The sequence below is a fragment of the Kroppenstedtia guangzhouensis genome, assembly GCF_014637345.1.
Lineage (GTDB): Bacteria > Bacillota > Bacilli > Thermoactinomycetales > DSM-45169 > Kroppenstedtia > Kroppenstedtia guangzhouensis.
The window spans coordinates 336,665-353,406 of sequence record NZ_BMEX01000003.1; the positions used below are offsets into that span (position 1 = coordinate 336,665).

The following is a 16,742-nucleotide window of genomic DNA, read 5'->3' on the forward strand; positions in this document are numbered from 1 at the left end:
TGATTTTAGCTACCACTTTCGTACCTGATGCTAGAGCGATTGGCTCTATGGCAAAGATCAAGGCCACCTGGTTCGGACTGGTCTGCCGCTGAAAATGTGTCTCCAGTTGGTACGGCGGCAGACATAGCGGTTACCGGTCTGCCATTGAGCCGAAACCCGATGGCACAGAGAACGGCTGACAGTTCGCCCGGTTGATCCGGGAAAAGGCCGGCCAAAGCCAGGAGATATCAATCCATGACATAGGGCAATTCCGGCCCATTCGTCAGTGCGGGGGGACGAAGTCTGAATGCTGTGTCGCCGTCTTGGTTTCCCAGGACCGAACGAAGTTTCTCAGGTGGCACTCTCGTCAATAATTTTGTCCAACTTCCGGAAAATACTTTATTAATGGAAAGGAGAGCCGACATGCGCACAAAAACCATCGGAATATTGATCGCCCTTGCCGGTATCTTCCTATTGTTCCGAAAACAAGGAATCTCACCCTCCCCCGACACTCTTTCCTGGGAATTGATCCTTGCGGCGGCTGGTTTGCTAGTGATTATCTATGCCCGGCACAAGCCGAGGCACCCCTATTTAATGATCTGGGGTGGAATCGCACTGGGCCTGGGCCTACACGCATGGGGTTTGAACCACATCAAAGATTGGCCTTCTCACTGGAGCATGATCCCCGTCATCATCGGTGCAACTTTCCTCATCTTCGGCGGTCTGATCAAAAAAAACAGACACCACGGCACGATCGGTACCCTGTTGCTGCTGCTCGGATTGTTTGCTTGGCCGGGTGTGGCCGATCTTCCGGGACTGAACCCGGCGACGCAAATTTTGAACAGCTATTGGCCCGGTATTTTGGTGATATTGGGTGGTTATATGGCCTTTAAGAAATAGTCGGCTCCGAGGGTTCTTAATGCCACCCCTGCTCCACAAAAAATCCCCGTATGCAATACGGGGGATCCCAACACCTTACTCCACATCAAAAGTGGTGATCGATTTCTTTTTCTCCCCGTGACGCTCCAGGGCCAAGTCAATCAGCCTTGAAATCAGTTCCGGATAACTGATGCCGGAATGCTTCCACAAATTGGCGTACATGCTGAAGGGAGTGAAACCGGGCATAGTGTTAATCTCATTGATCAACACCTTTCCATCCGAATTTCGGATAAAGAAATCGACCCGGGCAAGACCGCTGCAATCGATTCCCTGATAGGCTTTCAACGCCAATCCACGGATTTCTTCCAGGACAGGCTCCGACAGTTCCGCAGGAATCCGCATCTCTGACTTGCCATCGATATACTTGGCCCGATAGTCGTAAAAGTCGTTGGAAGAGACGATCTCTCCTGGTACGGAAGCAACCGGCTCGTCATTTCCGAGAACGGCCACCTCCACCTCTCGGGCATCAATAAACTCTTCCACAATCACTTTCCGATCATAACGGGCAGCCAGCCGAAGAGCTTTCTTCAGCTGCTCTTGATTTTTCGCCTTGGAAATGCCTACACTGGAACCCGAATTGGCTGGCTTGACAAAGCAAGGATAGCCAAATTCAGCTTCGATTCCAGTAATCACTGCATCGATGTCTTTTTCGATGGAGTTGCGCAAACAGAAGGTGAATTTCCCCTGTGGAAGTCCTTCCTGGGCAAAGATTTTCTTCATCATCACCTTGTCCATGCCAACAGCTGAAGCGAGAACACCCGCACCCACATATGGGATATCGGCGATTTCCAGCATTCCCTGAACCGTCCCGTCTTCGCCGAAGGTGCCGTGAAGGACCGGAAACACCACATCGATCTCCTCCCACTTCAACACTGGCAAGGAAGAAGAGACAGGAAACTGTTCCCCGGCTGTCGTCCGCTTGCCCAATTCCTCCAGCAGCTTCGGCTCCATTTTCCCTTCCAAGGCGGGAAGAGCATATTGTCCCGGTTGCCAATTCCCCTCCGGATTGATCAAGATCGGCAAAACATCCATTCTTTCCAGATCCATAGCCTGGATCACCGATGCGGCAGACTGAAGTGAAACCGCGTGTTCCCCCGATTTTCCTCCGAAGAGCACGGCGACGCGAATCTTCTGATCCATCCTGTCCTCCAACCTTTCTCCCCAAATGTCTGTGTCATCTGATAGGGTTCATCATCAGTGTCCTATGTAACCTATTCGTCCCTGTCCCGATTGGTTCCCCAGAGGAAGAACGTTTGTCAGGAGCCATCCTCTTCACTTCGCATCAATCTCCGAATTTCCGCCCATACCTCTTCTTTCCCCTGTCCCGTCTGAGCTGAGAACAAAATCAACGGAACACCCGTTTTCAGATGGAGACCCTCCCGGACTTGTTTCAGGTGTTTTTGCCAGCGGCCGCGGGGGATTTTATCCGCCTTGGTCGCCACGATCACTGTGGGCATCCGGTAATGTTTCAACCATTCGTACATGGTGATGTCGTCCCGGGTGGGTGGGTGCCGCACATCGATCACCTGAATCACTCCACACAGTTCATCCCGTTGGCTGAGATAACCTTCAATCATACGACCCCAGGCGGCTTTGACCGATTTGGGAACCTTGGCGAAACCGTAGCCCGGCATGTCCGCCAAAAGTAAAACCCTGTTGATCCGATAGAAATTGATGGTTTGGGTCTTCCCCGGCTTGGAACTGGTCCGGGCCAAATTTTTCCGATGAATCAACCGATTGATCAAAGATGATTTCCCCACATTGGAACGCCCGGCCAGAGCGATTTCCGGCAGGGCGTCCGCAGGGTATTGAGCTGGTCCGACGGCGCTGATGACAAACTCCGACTCAGTCACTTTCATTGGGATCCCTCACCAATGCCAGTTTCAGCACTTCATCCATATGGCTGACCGGGGTGATCTTCATATCTTTCCTCACACTCTTTGGAATCTCGTCCAGATCCTTTTCATTCTCTATAGGAATCAGAATCCGGGTCAAGCCCGCCCGATGGGCGGCCAAGGATTTCTCTTTCAGCCCCCCGATCGGCAAGACGCGGCCCCGGAGGGTGATCTCTCCAGTCATCCCGACCTCCCGGGATACCGGCACACCTGTCAGCGCGGAAATCAGTGCTGTGGCCATCGTGATGCCGGCTGAGGGACCGTCTTTGGGGATGGCTCCTTCCGGAATATGAATGTGAATATCATTTTTTTCGTTGAACTCGGGATCGATTTCCCATTCTTCTGCCCGGGATCGGATATAGCTGAATGCAGCCTGGGCTGATTCCTTCATCACGTCCCCCAGTTTACCGGTTAGGGTCAATTTTCCTTTGCCAGGGAGAACGGATACTTCGATGGTGAGAGTATCCCCACCGGCGGCAGTCCAAGCCAACCCGGTGGCCGCCCCTGTCTGATCAGTCTCCTCTGCCTTCCCGTAGCGAAATTTTTCCGGCCCCAGATATTTGGAGAGGCTTTTGGCTGTGATGACCACCCGCTTACGATCGCCGGAAACCAATTGCTTAGCGCCTTTTCGGGCCAGTTTGCCAAAGATTCGCTCCAGATTCCGGACACCCGCCTCCCGGGTGTAATACCGGATCACATTGCGAATGGCCTCCTTGTGAATCTGAAAAATTTCTTTGGTCAGGCCATGCTCCTCGATCTGTTTGGGAATCAGGTATTCCTTGGCGATCTGTTCCTTTTCGATCTCGGTATACCCGGAGATGTACAGGGTTTCCATCCGATCCAAAAGTGGCTGGGGAATCGTGTGCAATGTATTGGCTGTGGTGATAAACATCACCTTAGACAGGTCGTAGGGCACCTCGATATAGTGATCACTGAAGGTTTTGTTCTGTTCCGGATCAAGCACTTCCAACAGAGCGGAAGCAGGATCCCCCCGAAAATCCATCGTCATTTTATCGATCTCATCCAGAAGAAAGACCGGGTTGGAAGTTCCCGCGTTTTTAATTCCTTGGATAATTCGCCCGGGCATAGCTCCCACATAAGTGCGGCGATGGCCGCGAATTTCCGCCTCATCCCTGACTCCGCCCAGAGAGATACGGACAAATTGACGGCCAAGTGCGCGGGCGATGGAGCGACCCAAGGAGGTTTTCCCCACTCCCGGCGGCCCAACGAGACACAGGATGGGTCCTTTCAGCTGCCGTACCATCTTTTGGACGGCCAGGTACTCCAACACCCGTTCTTTCGCCTTTTCCAAGCCGTAATGATCCTCATCCAGAATTCTTTCCGCTTTTTTCAGGTCCAGGTCATCTTCGGTCTCTTTCAACCATGGAAGCTCCAGCAACCATTCCACGTATGTGCGGATCACACCGCCCTCAGCGGAAGAAGTGGGGATTTTCTCCAACCGCTGCAGTTCTTTCTCAATCCTTTCTTTCACTTCCTCTGGCGCTTCCAGTTTGGCCAGCTGTTCCCGAAGTTCCTCCACTTCCCCGAGACGTCCTTCTTTTTCTCCCAGTTCCCGTTGAATTGCTTTCATCTGCTCACGGAGATAATACTCTTTTTGGGTTTTCTCCATCTGCTTTTTGACGCGCTGGGAGATTTTTCGTTCCAGCTCCAACACTTCCCGCTCATTGTTCAACATGGAAAGGAGCGTTTCCAGACGTTCCCGGACCTCCACCGTCTCCAGGATTTTCTGTTTATCCTCCATTTTGAGGGGAAGGTGCGAAGCGACCACATCCGCCAAGCGACCCGGTTCATCGATATCAGATACTGCCGACAAAGTTTCCGGGGACATCTTTTTGGACAGCCGCAAGTACTGTTCAAAATGATCCAAGACCGATCGCATCAAGGCTTCGACATTTATATCATGAGCTTCCTCCTGTATGATCTCGCGAACACGTACCTGGTAATGGGGTTCAGTCTTCAAAAACTCCAGAAGCCGGGCCCGGGACAACCCTTCCACCAGGACCCGAATCGTCCCGTTGGGCAATTTGAGCATTTGCCGTACCCGGGCAATCGTGCCCATTTTAAAGATATCCTCCGGCGTCGGTTCTTCAAGCTGAACCTCATGCTGCGTTGCAAGGAGAATCAGATCATCCTCCACCATTGCCTGCTCCAATGCCTTCACGGATCGTTCGCGACCCACATCCAGGTGCAAAACCATACTGGGGTAAACCAGCAAACCGCGAAGTGGTAGCAATGGCAGTACGCGCTCCTCCTCTTTTACAGCCATGAATGCACCTCCGAATGCCGTCTCCGATGTCGTTTTGTCGAGCTTTGTACGATTTTATCTTATTCATTCTCTTTTGTCCATGACAGCCGGCCGATTGCGGATTTCCTCAGGTGATCGGAGAAGGAGTCGCGGTCAAAACAGATGCGGATACTGCCCCCTGTTGTTCCTCACCCGCTTGCATGGGCAGGGCTTGCAACACTTCGTCAATTCCTCTGACCGGGATCACCTGAATCCCATCCATTCCGGAAAACATCGCCTGCATATTTTCCTCGGGGATCAACACCCGGTTGGCTCCCGCTTGCTTGGCCGCCTCCACTTTGGCCACAATCCCGCCAACAGGTTTCACTCTCCCATGAATACTCAATTCGCCGGTCATCGCCAAGCGATTGTCCACCCGAATTCCCTTGATCGCGGAATATATGGCGGATGCCATCGCAATTCCCGCCGATGGTCCATCCAATGGGACCCCGCCCGGAAAATTGAGATGCAAATGGTATGCATAAGGATCGATATCAGTTCGGCCCAAAACGGTCAGCACATTGTCCACCGAGCTGCGAGCCATACTTTTTCTGCGAAGAGTGCGTTGCCGTCCTCCCAATTCCTCTTCGTCCACCAGCCCGCTGATCTGAATGGAACCTCTTTGTCCCGGTCCTGCCGGGACTGCAGTCACTTCGATCTCCAGCAGAATTCCCATGTTGGGCCCATGGATGGCGAGTCCGTTCACCAGTCCCGGTTGTGCTTTTTCCGGCACTTTTTTATCCGGCCGCGGAGTTAATTGACTACTGTGAACCACCCACTCCACATCGGAAGCTTTTATCTCTTTTTCACCTTCAGTCAATGCCAACCCGGCAGCGGTCTGCACCATGTTGACCGCTTCCCTGCCGTTGGTGGCATATTTCTTGATCACTTCCACCGCGGCGGGTTCATGATCAAATCCGATCCGCTCCATCGCCTGATGTGCGACGCGGCCAATCTCTTCCGCCAGAAGCGGCCGGAAAAAGATCTCCACACAGCGGGAACGAATCGCCGGCGGAATCTCATCGGGAGTACGGGTGGTCGCCCCCACCAAGCGAAAATCAGCGGGAAGACCATTTTGAAAAATATCATGGATATGGCTCGGGGTGTTTACATCTTCTGAACTGTAATATGCACTTTCAAAAAACACCTTTCGGTCTTCCAAAACCTTCAGGAGTTTATTCATTTGAATCGGATGAAGTTCTCCAATCTCATCGATGAACAGTACCCCCCCGTGCGCCTTGGAAACCGCTCCCGGTTTGGGTTGAGGGATTCCGGCCATGCCCATGGCACCGGCTCCTTGATAGATGGGATCATGTACTGATCCGATCAGGGGATCGGCGATCCCTCTTTCATCAAAGCGGGCGGTAGTGGCATCGATTTCCACAAACTTTGAAGTGGAGTTGAAGGGAGACTGTGGATTTTTTTTGGCTTCTTCCAGTACCACCCGGGCTGCGGCTGTCTTTCCGACACCTGGAGGTCCATAGATCAGTATATGTTGTGGGTTGGGCCCACAGAGAGCCGCTTTCAGCGCTTTGAGTCCCTCTTTTTGACCCACGATCTCATCAAAGGATGAAGGCCTGGTTTTTTCCGACAGAGGTTCAGTCAAGGAAACGCTGCGCATCTTCCGCAATTTGTCCATCTCTTTCCGGGATTCCCGATCCACCGCGGAGCGGCTGGATTGCTGATTCCGAAGCAAATTCCAGAAATACAGACCGATCACGATCGAAAAGAAGACCTGCAACATCATAATCAAGATTGTCCAGTTCAATTCCCTTTCCTCCCCGTCTTCAGGTCACACAAAAGTCCATACCCCTTTTATCTGGGTGTTAGTATGACCGTCGGTCCCGTGGGATAATCAGGGTCAAAAAAACGCCGTTTCCCGGAATTAGGGCCACGGCGACAGGGCTGCGCGTTGTTAAAGCGCTAGATGAACAGGGTTGCCTTTTTCTTCATTTTCCTCAGCATTCATTCTTTCTTCCACTTCCCCGGTATCCACCCGTCGGTCAAAATAGGCGGTTGTCATACGCAATTGGACCGGAAGCTCTTCCCCCACCTCGGGAAGGGAGGAACCGGCCGGAAAGAAAAGAACACTCGTCTGCATATGAGGCGGTTCCGCAAACCACAGCCGCTTTCCACGATAAGTAAAGGGGCTCAAGTGGAAGTTGAACAGACCCATCAGCCAAAAGGCCGTTAACTTTAACCGGTCCTTCCATCCTCGGGAAGTGACGGGGGCTTCCAATCCCACTCCATTCGCCGTACCTCCGGCCAGATACACCAGATGCCCGTTTCGGCGGGCACGCTGTTGTTTGTAGCCAAACCGCTCCCCCCTGCGAATGGATTGTACATCCAACACCGTGCTCTTGGTTGTTATAAAGGATTTATCGGCGAGCCAGAGGTCGGTGCCAAGTCGCATCGCAAATCCGACCTCCGGCCATTGCTCCACCAACCTGCGATACTGCTCCGAAGACAGGTGACTGACATAAATCCGTTCTAGAGGAAGACCCACCTGTTTCATTGTTTCCAACCAATCGCCAATACATTTCTCTTTTTCCTGGAAAGTCATTCTTTCCTTGGGAAAATGAATGGAGAGACCTTTGATTTCAATTTTGACCCGATCCGTCTCTGCCGTCCGGATCCATTCGGGTAGCAGGCCTGCATCTTCCAGTGAAAAGCCGTATCGTTTCATAGGAGACTGACATTTGATCAAGAGATTCAGTCGAAAAGGCTCCTCCGCCCCTCTTCCTCCACTTGGCAGCAATCCGTCGATGGCAGTGACGAGAAATTGCAATTGATCCCGGCTACCCACGGTATAAACACGTCCCGACACCAAATCGACTTCCATCAGTTCCGACATGACAGGAGTCAGTACGATCATCTGATCGAAGCGATGGGACACCTCCAACTGTCGCGCTTCTTCCACTGTTCCCACGGCGATCTCCCGCTTGCCGGACTTCTGTGCGGCATCAGCCAAAACTTCATTGCCAAAACCGTATCCGTTCCCTTTGATCACCGGAACACAGCCGGGATACAGCTCCTCCATCTCTTCCATGTGCCGAAACCAATCCCGTCGGTTCAGGTACAGGGTGAGACTCATTGTCAACCACCTCTGTCATCGCTTCTTCATATACATGTCAAAAGCCCAATGGAGAAGAGGTTGTAAGGGATAATCCCATTCTCCGATCAATTCACAGGCTTCCCCGCCAAAGCCCAACTTAAAGCGGAGCAGACCATACAAGGGTTCCGATTCATCCAGGGCATCACTGATCCCCCGAAAGTCATAAGTATGGGCTCCTATTTCATGGGCATCCTGAATCATTCGCCACTGAATTGCATGGTTGGGCATCTTCTCCCGCATCTCATTACCACTGGCTCCGTAGAGATACCATGTATGACCGTTGGAATGGATGGCAAGGGTCGAGGCCAGCAGTTCACCCTCATACTTTGCTAAATAGAGCCGGATCCGATTCGGATCCTCTCTTTTCAGCGCCTTGTACATCGTCTCAAAATAAGAATAGCTTCGAACGGCAAACTTGTCCCGCTCTGCCGTCACTTTCAGAAGATCATAAAACTCGGGCAACTCTTCCAGTCCGCCTTCGGTCACTTCCACACCCTGTTTTTCCGATTTTCGCACGTTGCGACGCCAATTCGTATGGAAACCGGAAAAAATCTCATCCAAGGTTCGTCCCTTTAAAGGGAGGCGGAACACATATTGGGGCTGAATCGCTGAAAAACCGCCTTCTCCCTCTTTTTTCTTCCAGCCCATCGCCGCCAATTCCTGCTGAACATATTCAGCGCGGGCATCCACTTCATCCGGCCCCAGATCACGAAAGGTTTTCCCCTTGAGTCCGTGCTTCCTCACCTCTTTGAGATAACTCTTAATCGTGGGGGTCTTCCATTTGGCCCGCACGACCGGGGGCTCCATTTTGATACTGAACACATTTCGCCGACGGAGAAATTCAAACAAGGGAGCGAACCATTCGCCGATGTTTTTTGACTCCCAGTCAATCACCGGACCCCGGGGGATATAAGCCAGATACTTATTCATACCGGGGAGTTTGCGGTACAAAACCAAAGCACAACCCGCCATTTGCCCCTCTGTGTCAAACCAGCCCAGGAGATCGTTTTTCCATTCTGTCTTCACTTCCGCCCAGGAAGGGTACTGCATGAAGTTTCCCAAAGGTTGTTTTTCAATGAAGGACAAATAGTCTTCCCGTGAAACCACTTCCACTTGCATGCAACCACAACTCCACTTCTGATGATTTCCAATTGAATTATATAATAATAAACTGCCAACAGTATTCTATCACAAATACTTCGGAGAATCCCCCTTTTCTTCAACAGCAAAAGAGAAACGCACCCGATTTCGAGTGCGTTTCATTCCCTCAAGCGCTCTCTTCCTTTTTGTTGACTGAGCGCCCTTTTCTGCTGGTGAGACGGGGGGCCACCTTGTTTCGAACGGTGGCTTCCGTCACCACACATTCAGACACATCGTCGCGGGACGGAAGATCAAACATGACATCCAACATGATGGATTCAATGATCGCGCGCAATCCCCGGGCACCGGTGTTGCGCCGGATCGCCTCATCCGCAATCGCCTTCAACGCGTCTTCTTCAAAGGTGAGTTTGACATTATCCATTTCCAACAGCTTCTGATATTGTTTGACGAGCGCATTTTTCGGCTCGGTGAGGATCCGAACCAGAGCGTCCTGGTCCAGGGGTTCCAGGGTGGAGATGACCGGCAGACGGCCGACGAACTCCGGAATCAAGCCGAAACGGAGCAGATCTTCCGGCAAGACCATTTTCAGATATTCACCCGGTTTCAGATCCTCCGTGTTGCTGTCCGCACCGAAACCGATCACTTTTTTACCGATCCTTCGTTTGATGATGGGCTCCAAGCCGTCAAATGCACCGCCACAGACGAACAGGATGTTGCCGGTGTCGATCTGAATGAACTCCTGATGGGGATGTTTGCGTCCCCCCTGTGGGGGAACACTGGCTACGGTTCCCTCCAGGATTTTCAGGAGTGCTTGTTGAACCCCTTCTCCGGAAACATCCCGGGTGATGGATGGGTTCTCAGACTTACGAGCTACCTTGTCAATCTCGTCGATATAGATAATCCCACGTTCTGCCTTTTCCACATCGTAATCCGCAGCCTGGATCAGTTTGAGAAGAATATTTTCAACGTCTTCCCCCACATACCCGGCTTCAGTCAAAGAGGTAGCATCGGCGATCGCGAAGGGAACATTCAGGATCTTGGCCATGGTTTGGGCTAACAGCGTTTTCCCGCTCCCCGTCGGACCGATCATAATGATGTTGCTTTTCTGAAGCTCCACATCATCAGACTTGTGGGAGCTGTTAATCCGCTTATAGTGGTTATAGACGGCCACTGAGAGCGATTTCTTGGCTTGCTCCTGTCCGATGACATACTCATCCAGGATGGCGTTGATCTCCTGGGGTTTCGGCAGGTTCTCCAAATCAAGCTCTTCTTCGCCGCCCAATTCCTCTTCCACAATTTCGTTGCAAAGCTCAATACACTCATCACAGATGTAAACACCGGGACCGGCCACCAGTTTCCGGACCTGATCCTGTGATTTACCGCAGAAGGAACACTTCAGTTGCCCTTTCTCTTCATTGAATTTAAACAACCGTATCACCCCTCTCAAAGTCTGTCAGCGGGTGATCATCACCTGATCCACCAACCCGTATTCCATGGCTTCCTGAGCATTCATAAAGAAGTCGCGGTCAGAATCCCGTTCAATTTTTGAAAGGGGTTGACCCGTCCGCCCGGCCAAAATTTCATAAATCCGCTTCCTGGTTTTAAGAATCCAGTCGGCGTGGATTTTAATATCGGCGGCCTGACCGCGCACTCCCCCGAGTGGCTGATGGATCATCACCTCACTGTTCGGCAGAGCATATCGTTTCCCTTTGGTTCCGGCCGCCAGCAGGAATGCCCCCATACTCGCAGCCATCCCCACACAGATGGTGGAAACATCAGGTTTTATGTACTGCATGGTGTCATAAATCGCCATTCCCGCCGTAATCGATCCTCCTGGGGAATTTATGTACAAAGAAATCTCCTTGTCCGGATCATCCGCCGCCAAAAACAACAGCTGGGCAATGACCGTGTTGGAAACCGAATCGTCAATCGGACTCCCGACAAAGATGATGCGGTCTTTCAACAGACGGGAATACAAATCGTACGCCCGTTCCCCTCGATTGGTTCGCTCCACAACCATGGGGATCAAGTTCACGGTTTCTTCCTCCCTTCAAAGCATATGTTTAAAAACAAGGCACGCGTCTTGACGTGCCTCGTTTTTTCCGTCCTATTCTCATTATGCCGCATTTTTACTGTTGGATACAAGTAGGTCAATCGTTTTTCGGATCTTCACTTCATTCCGGATCTGATCGAAGCCGCCTTGAGCTTCAAGGAGTTTGCGGATTTCTTCGATGTCGCGACCCATCTGTTCTGCCAGTTTTTTCACTTCCGCTTCTGTCTCTTCATCGCTCACTTCCACATTTTCCTGAGCAGCGATGGCTTCCAATACCAGGTTGGCCCGCACTTTCTTCTCGGCATCCTCTTTAAACTGTTCACGGATCTCCGACTTTTCCTGTCCGGTAAATTGGGCATACTGATCCAGATTGACCCCTTGCATCTGGAGCTGCTGTTCAAAATGTTGCAGCATATGATCGATCTCATGCTCCACCATGACATCCGGTAGATCAATCTCCGCCTGTTCGGAGGCTTTTTCAACCAATGAATTTCGCTTGTAATTTTCTTCTTCCTTGGCCTTCTGTTCTTTCAATTTATTCTCAATATCTTTCTTCAATTCATCCAGGGTGTCCAACTCGCTGACATCCTGAGCAAATTCATCGTCCAATTCCGGCAGCTCCAGCCGTTTGATCTCATGAAGCTTCACCCGAAAGACCGCTTCTTTGCCTGCCAGTTCTTCAGCATGGTAGTCCTCGGGGAAGGTCACCTTCACTTCCTTCTCTCCCCCGGGTTTCAATCCGATCAATTGCTCTTCAAAACCAGGAATGAACTGACCGGAGCCCACTTCCAACGTATATCCTTCCGCCTTACCGCCTTCGAAGGCTTCCCCGTCTACAAATCCTTCAAAATCGAGGATGACCCGGTCCTTTTCTTCCACTGTTCCCTCTTCCACAGGTTTCAATTGTCCTTGGCGCTCCTGCATTCGCTTCAGCTCGGCTTCCACATCATCCGCAGTGACGGAGAAGTCTTTTTCCGGAACCTCCAAACCTTTGTAATCGCCCAGTTTCACTTCCGGCTTGACCGTAACCGTCGCTTTAAAAACAAAGGGTTTTCCCTTTTCCAGCTGTTCGATGTCAATCTCCGGTTGATCCACCGGTTTGATCCCGGTCTCTTCCACCCCGGCCTGGTACGCTTCCGGTACGAGGATCTCCACCGCATCCTGATACAGTGCTTCCACACCGAAACGCTTTTCAAAGATGGGGCGCGGAACCTTTCCTTTGCGGAATCCGGGGATGTTCACGTTTTTTACCACTTTTTTAAATGCTTTGTTCAACGCTTCGCCCAACTTCTGTTCGTCAACTTCAACAGTGAGTACGCCGCGGTTCTTTTCATTCTTTTCCCAGCTTGCCTTCATCTGTGTTTCCCTCCTGACGAACTCTATTGCCAACCATACGGGCACGAAAAAGATAATACCCGCAAGGATCCCATTTATTAAGCAACTGCTTCATTATACCATATGCGGGTTCTGTTGCAAGAGAGACCCACCACCCGGCAATCAAAACAAAAACCCCGGGTAGGGGCCTCTTTTTTGACAAAAGTTGTAACTCCTTCCGATCCACCAAGGGATATTGGCGTCCCAGGAGGGATTCGAACCCCCGACCGACGGCTTAGCATACCACTATGGCTTTCGCCACCAAGGCAAGTTGTTTGTGGTCTGGACTATATCTTCACCGTTTCAGGTGCGGCACGTATAGTCTCTACGGAGCCTCGCGATCATCCGGTGTTAAGTCTCTTTTGCATCGGATGATTCTTTGGAGTCTCTACCCTCGAGCAAAAACCGACCCGAGCCTTCGAAACTCCTGAATCCCCTGTGTGGAGATCGCAAGTTTCCTCGGTGTTACCATCAGCATGACCTGTTAAGGGTTCACCGATACAGTGCCGTCCACTCTGCAAGTTTCTGTTTCCCTGCAGAGGCTCCTAATCAAAGGCCGTTGCTCTATCCAGCTGAGCTACTGGGACCCGACGGTGGAGTTACAACTTCCACCATGAAGTTCATTATACCATGGAAATCCAAACCGTCAAGGGGATTACTTCCTTTTTATAACGGTAAATTTTCCACCCAAGCCGGGGAGGAGCTCCCCATCCGGAGTGAAGTAAGAAACAGTCACATCTTCTCTTCCCGATGTCTCTAAAACCGCATATGAAGGCTTTGGAAATCCGCCCCGGGGATTCACCAGACTGCCGGGATTGAGTAACAACATGTCATTCACCCGCTCTGACAAGGGAATATGAGTGTGGCCGAAACAGGCGATCTGTGCCCCCACCTCCTGCGCACGATACTGTAAGGGAAGGAGAGAAGAACCGACTTGGAGTCGATGCCCGTGGGTGATCAAAAAGTGGATCCCCCCGCCTTCCCACTGTGCTTCCCAAGGAACTTCCACCCAGTCGCAGTTCCCCCGAACCACTGTGGCAAATCCCCCCGGGAGTTGGGCACTTTCGGTGCAGAAGTCTCCACAGTGAATCACATGATCCGCTTGTTCCCGGTTCACCACTTCCTGCAGAAGTTCCCCTTCCCCATGGCTGTCGCTGACAATCAGAACCCGCACAACAGATTCACCCCCCTGTCGTCCATCCCATGGCCAACTGATCTTTCACCAGGTGAAGCAGACGCTTAGTGGCTTGGGATCTGTGGCTGATCCGGTTTTTCATCTCGGGGGGCAGCTCCCCCATGGTGCATCCCTGTTCGGGAAGAAAAAAGAGCGGGTCATAACCGAAGCCATATTTTCCCCGGGGTTCCTCGGTGATGCGACCTCTGCACTCCCCGCGTACCGTCCGCGTGTCCTTTCCCGGGATCGCCAAGGCGAGCACGCAGACGAAAGCGGCCCCCCTCTGTTCCTTCGGAACCCCGTTTAACGCTTGTAACAACTTTTCATTGTTCGCTTGGTCTGTCGCCCCGGGACCTGCGTAACGGGCGGAATGCACACCGGGCGCTCCCTTTAAATAATCCACACACAATCCGGAATCGTCAGCGGCCACGGGAAGTCCCAGAATTGCGGCGATTGTCTCCGCTTTCTTGATGGCATTGCCTTCAAAAGTGTCCTGATCCTCCACAATCTCGGGCAAACCCTCAAAGTGATCCAGCCCTACCACGTGAATCCCGAGAGCAGAGTGGAACATCGTATCCAACTCTTTCACCTTATGGGCATTACGGGTGGCAAACACCCACTCAGTTTCCTCGATAGGTACCTTTTCCTCCTCCATCTCAATTCCCTCCGATCCCACGCGCCGCCTCTTGGAGCACATCTTTTTGAAAACGGATCAGCTGTTCTGTCCCGAGACTGGCCAAAGACAAAAGCTGATGGAGTTCCTCCGGGGTGAAGGGAGATTCCTCCCCTGTTCCCTGAATCTCCACATACTTTCCGGATCCGGTCATCACTACATTCATATCCACTTTCGCCTGGGAATCTTCCTCATAGCAAAGATCCAGACAGGGCTGCCCATCCACGATCCCCACACTGGTCGCCGCCAGGAAGTCAGTAATCGGAACCGAGTCCAAGGCTCCCGATTTCACCAATCCGTGGATCGCCTGTGCCACTGCCACAAATGCACCAGTGATGGACGCCGTACGGGTGCCTCCGTCCGCCTGGATCACATCACAGTCCAGCCAAATGGTCCGCTCCCCCAACCGATCCAGCTGGACAACCGATCGCAGACTGCGTCCAATCAAGCGCTGGATTTCCATCGTCCGCCCGCCCACCTTGCCTTTGCTGGATTCGCGAATGGTACGGGATTGGGTGGCACGAGGCAACATGGAATATTCCGCAGTCACCCAACCCTTCCCGGATCCCCGCAAAAAAGGGGGGACTCGCTCTTCCACCGATGCAGTGCAGATCACTTTGGTATCTCCCACACACATCAAGACGGACCCTTCCGCATGCTTGATATAATCGGAAATCATCTCCACATTTCTCAACTGGTTGTACTGTCGCCCGTCCACCCTCAACTCGTACCCCTCCATTATGTATGTTTTATAAACTGCGAGCGGAAATCCCCACTCTCAAGACATGTGCCTCAGAAATTCAAAAGTGACAATTACGGAGAGGACACGCCGGAGGCTCAATAAATCCATGACAAGTAGTTAATTATTATATCATAGCACCGAAGCCGGTGCGACCATCCTGATCCAAAGAAAAAAGAGGCGGTTCACCTCTTTAGCCTAACCGGATCACATATGATCCATGTGGACCACGGGAAGTGGACGGGTCAGAGTCCGGTCGGGTTCACTCTTTTGGGCCGAAGGACCGGTTTATCAAACAGATCGCCTCCCTCACTTCCCACATCGGACTTACCCTCCACGGTGATCTTCACTTTTTTGGCTGCAGTGTTTTCCGTCAAGGATAAAACGATGGCATTAAGAGCATCCTGAGAAGCTTTTTTTTCATCACTATATTGAAGAAGTTCTTTTCCAAAATCAGCGACCGCTGTATCCCCCTTCAACTCCACACTGTTTACCCGGGTGGATTCAACCAGGGCGCTGACCAACTCGGAACCGTGTTGAGGACCTTTGATCAGCTCTTTCATCGCCGCCTCCGCTCCGTTTTTCTGACGGGGAATCAACCGGGTGACCGGAACATAGTAAACCGTGTTATCTTTTGTTTGTCCCAGGAAGTACAGGGTAACCGGCATACTGTCACTCACCTTGACCCCTTGGGCCACCTCCAGATTGATTCCTCCGTCACGAGTCATCCCCTGGGCCGGAGTCTTTCCTTTTGGCATCACTTCCAGTGGCTGTCCATTCACCCGGATCCCCACTTGGTTCACCGAGTCAAATCCGGTCAGGGTCCACGTAACCGCACTCAGGATCTTCTCTTCCATCTTTGCATCATAGTCGAGAAACTCTTTGGAAAAATCCACGATGGCTGTTCCATCCTTGATATCCAAGCCTTTGACTTCCGTCCCCGCCGGAAGAATTCCGCTGAATCCTTCCGGGAGATCGGATTCGGCGGGCCCGTCCTTTACCATGTACTTCATCGCCTCTTTGGCGATTCCTTCCACTTTGGGAACGTTCATGGAGTAGGGCACTACATAACCCGTATCCGTCAGGAAATAAAGCTCCAATTCATCCTGCTTCCGGGTCGTGGGCTTCTCTTCCGAAATCCCCGAATCTTTCTCTGATTTCTCCATCTCCTTGGGTGGCGGATCGATGGGGGCCGACTCCTTTTCAGGACCGAACAGACATCCGGTCAGCACTAGGGGTAACATCAGCAAAGGAGCGATCCCTTTGAACCACTTGTTCCACATGTGTGCTCTTCCCTCCCGGGACAAAAGTTTCTGGTACATATATACGAGCCCTGAGGAAAAATATCACACTTGTTTGTTGCAGGAGGAGATTTCATAGAAAAAATCCGCCACA

General features: G+C 51.8%; 14 protein-coding genes. 1 reads left to right on the forward strand and 13 read right to left on the reverse strand.

From position 1 onward, the window contains the following. The first annotated feature begins 402 nt into the window (after nucleotides 1-402). Complete coding sequence (locus tag IEV46_RS06185; protein WP_188431001.1) at nucleotides 403-879, forward strand: hypothetical protein; 477 nt, start codon at nucleotides 403-405, stop codon at nucleotides 877-879. A 75-nt stretch (nucleotides 880-954) separates the two neighbouring features. On the opposite strand, the gene IEV46_RS06190 is transcribed toward IEV46_RS06185, so the two are convergent. The 13 genes from IEV46_RS06190 to IEV46_RS06250 form a co-directional block, all read right to left on the reverse strand. Beyond that, nucleotides 955-2,058: a D-alanine--D-alanine ligase gene (locus IEV46_RS06190; protein WP_188431003.1), complete on the reverse strand. Its 1,104-nt coding sequence runs from the start codon at nucleotides 2,056-2,058 to the stop codon at nucleotides 955-957. 116 nt (nucleotides 2,059-2,174) lie between these two features. Continuing rightward, nucleotides 2,175-2,777 carry a ribosome biogenesis GTP-binding protein YihA/YsxC gene (gene yihA / locus IEV46_RS06195; protein WP_188431004.1) on the reverse strand — a complete coding sequence of 201 codons (603 nt, stop codon included), beginning with the start codon at nucleotides 2,775-2,777 and terminating at the stop codon, nucleotides 2,175-2,177. Beyond that, nucleotides 2,764-5,100, reverse strand: a complete 2,337-nt coding sequence (gene lon, locus IEV46_RS06200) for an endopeptidase La (RefSeq protein ID WP_188431006.1) — start codon at nucleotides 5,098-5,100, stop codon at nucleotides 2,764-2,766. Before lon ends, yihA begins: the two co-directional genes overlap by 14 nt. Nucleotides 5,101-5,206: 106 nt before the next feature. After that, complete coding sequence (gene lonB / locus IEV46_RS06205; protein ID WP_188431008.1) at nucleotides 5,207-6,886, reverse strand: ATP-dependent protease LonB; 1,680 nt, start codon at nucleotides 6,884-6,886, stop codon at nucleotides 5,207-5,209. Nucleotides 6,887-7,033: 147 nt separating this feature from the next. Further along, complete coding sequence (locus IEV46_RS06210) at nucleotides 7,034-8,212, reverse strand: alanine racemase (protein WP_188431010.1); 1,179 nt, start codon at nucleotides 8,210-8,212, stop codon at nucleotides 7,034-7,036. 15 nt (nucleotides 8,213-8,227) lie between these two features. Further along, the gene (locus IEV46_RS06215; RefSeq protein WP_188431013.1) at nucleotides 8,228-9,352 is read right to left on the reverse strand and encodes a lipid II:glycine glycyltransferase FemX; all 1,125 of its coding nucleotides are present in this window, start codon (nucleotides 9,350-9,352) and stop codon (nucleotides 8,228-8,230) included. A gap of 148 nt (nucleotides 9,353-9,500) precedes the next feature. Next, nucleotides 9,501-10,763: an ATP-dependent protease ATP-binding subunit ClpX gene (gene clpX / locus IEV46_RS06220; protein ID WP_188431015.1), complete on the reverse strand. Its 1,263-nt coding sequence runs from the start codon at nucleotides 10,761-10,763 to the stop codon at nucleotides 9,501-9,503. Between the two features lie 24 nt (nucleotides 10,764-10,787). Further along, complete coding sequence (gene clpP, locus IEV46_RS06225) at nucleotides 10,788-11,369, reverse strand: ATP-dependent Clp endopeptidase proteolytic subunit ClpP (RefSeq protein WP_308420280.1); 582 nt, start codon at nucleotides 11,367-11,369, stop codon at nucleotides 10,788-10,790. Between the two features lie 81 nt (nucleotides 11,370-11,450). Then, the gene (gene tig / locus IEV46_RS06230; protein WP_188431017.1) at nucleotides 11,451-12,743 is read right to left on the reverse strand and encodes a trigger factor; all 1,293 of its coding nucleotides are present in this window, start codon (nucleotides 12,741-12,743) and stop codon (nucleotides 11,451-11,453) included. Between the two features lie 673 nt (nucleotides 12,744-13,416). Next, nucleotides 13,417-13,935, reverse strand: coding sequence for a metallophosphoesterase (locus tag IEV46_RS06235; RefSeq protein ID WP_188431019.1), 519 nt, complete (start codon nucleotides 13,933-13,935; stop codon nucleotides 13,417-13,419). Between the two features lie 7 nt (nucleotides 13,936-13,942). Then, a complete protein-coding gene (locus IEV46_RS06240; protein ID WP_188431020.1) occupies nucleotides 13,943-14,590 on the reverse strand; it encodes an XTP/dITP diphosphatase in 648 nt (215 codons plus the stop codon). Nucleotide 14,591: 1 nt separating this feature from the next. Then, nucleotides 14,592-15,332, reverse strand: coding sequence for a ribonuclease PH (rph, locus tag IEV46_RS06245; RefSeq protein WP_188431022.1), 741 nt, complete (start codon nucleotides 15,330-15,332; stop codon nucleotides 14,592-14,594). A 260-nt stretch (nucleotides 15,333-15,592) separates the two neighbouring features. Continuing rightward, nucleotides 15,593-16,630 (reverse strand): GerMN domain-containing protein, encoded by a 1,038-nt coding sequence (locus IEV46_RS06250; RefSeq protein ID WP_188431024.1) that lies wholly within the window; start codon nucleotides 16,628-16,630, stop codon nucleotides 15,593-15,595. Between the last annotated feature and the right edge of the window lie 112 nt (nucleotides 16,631-16,742).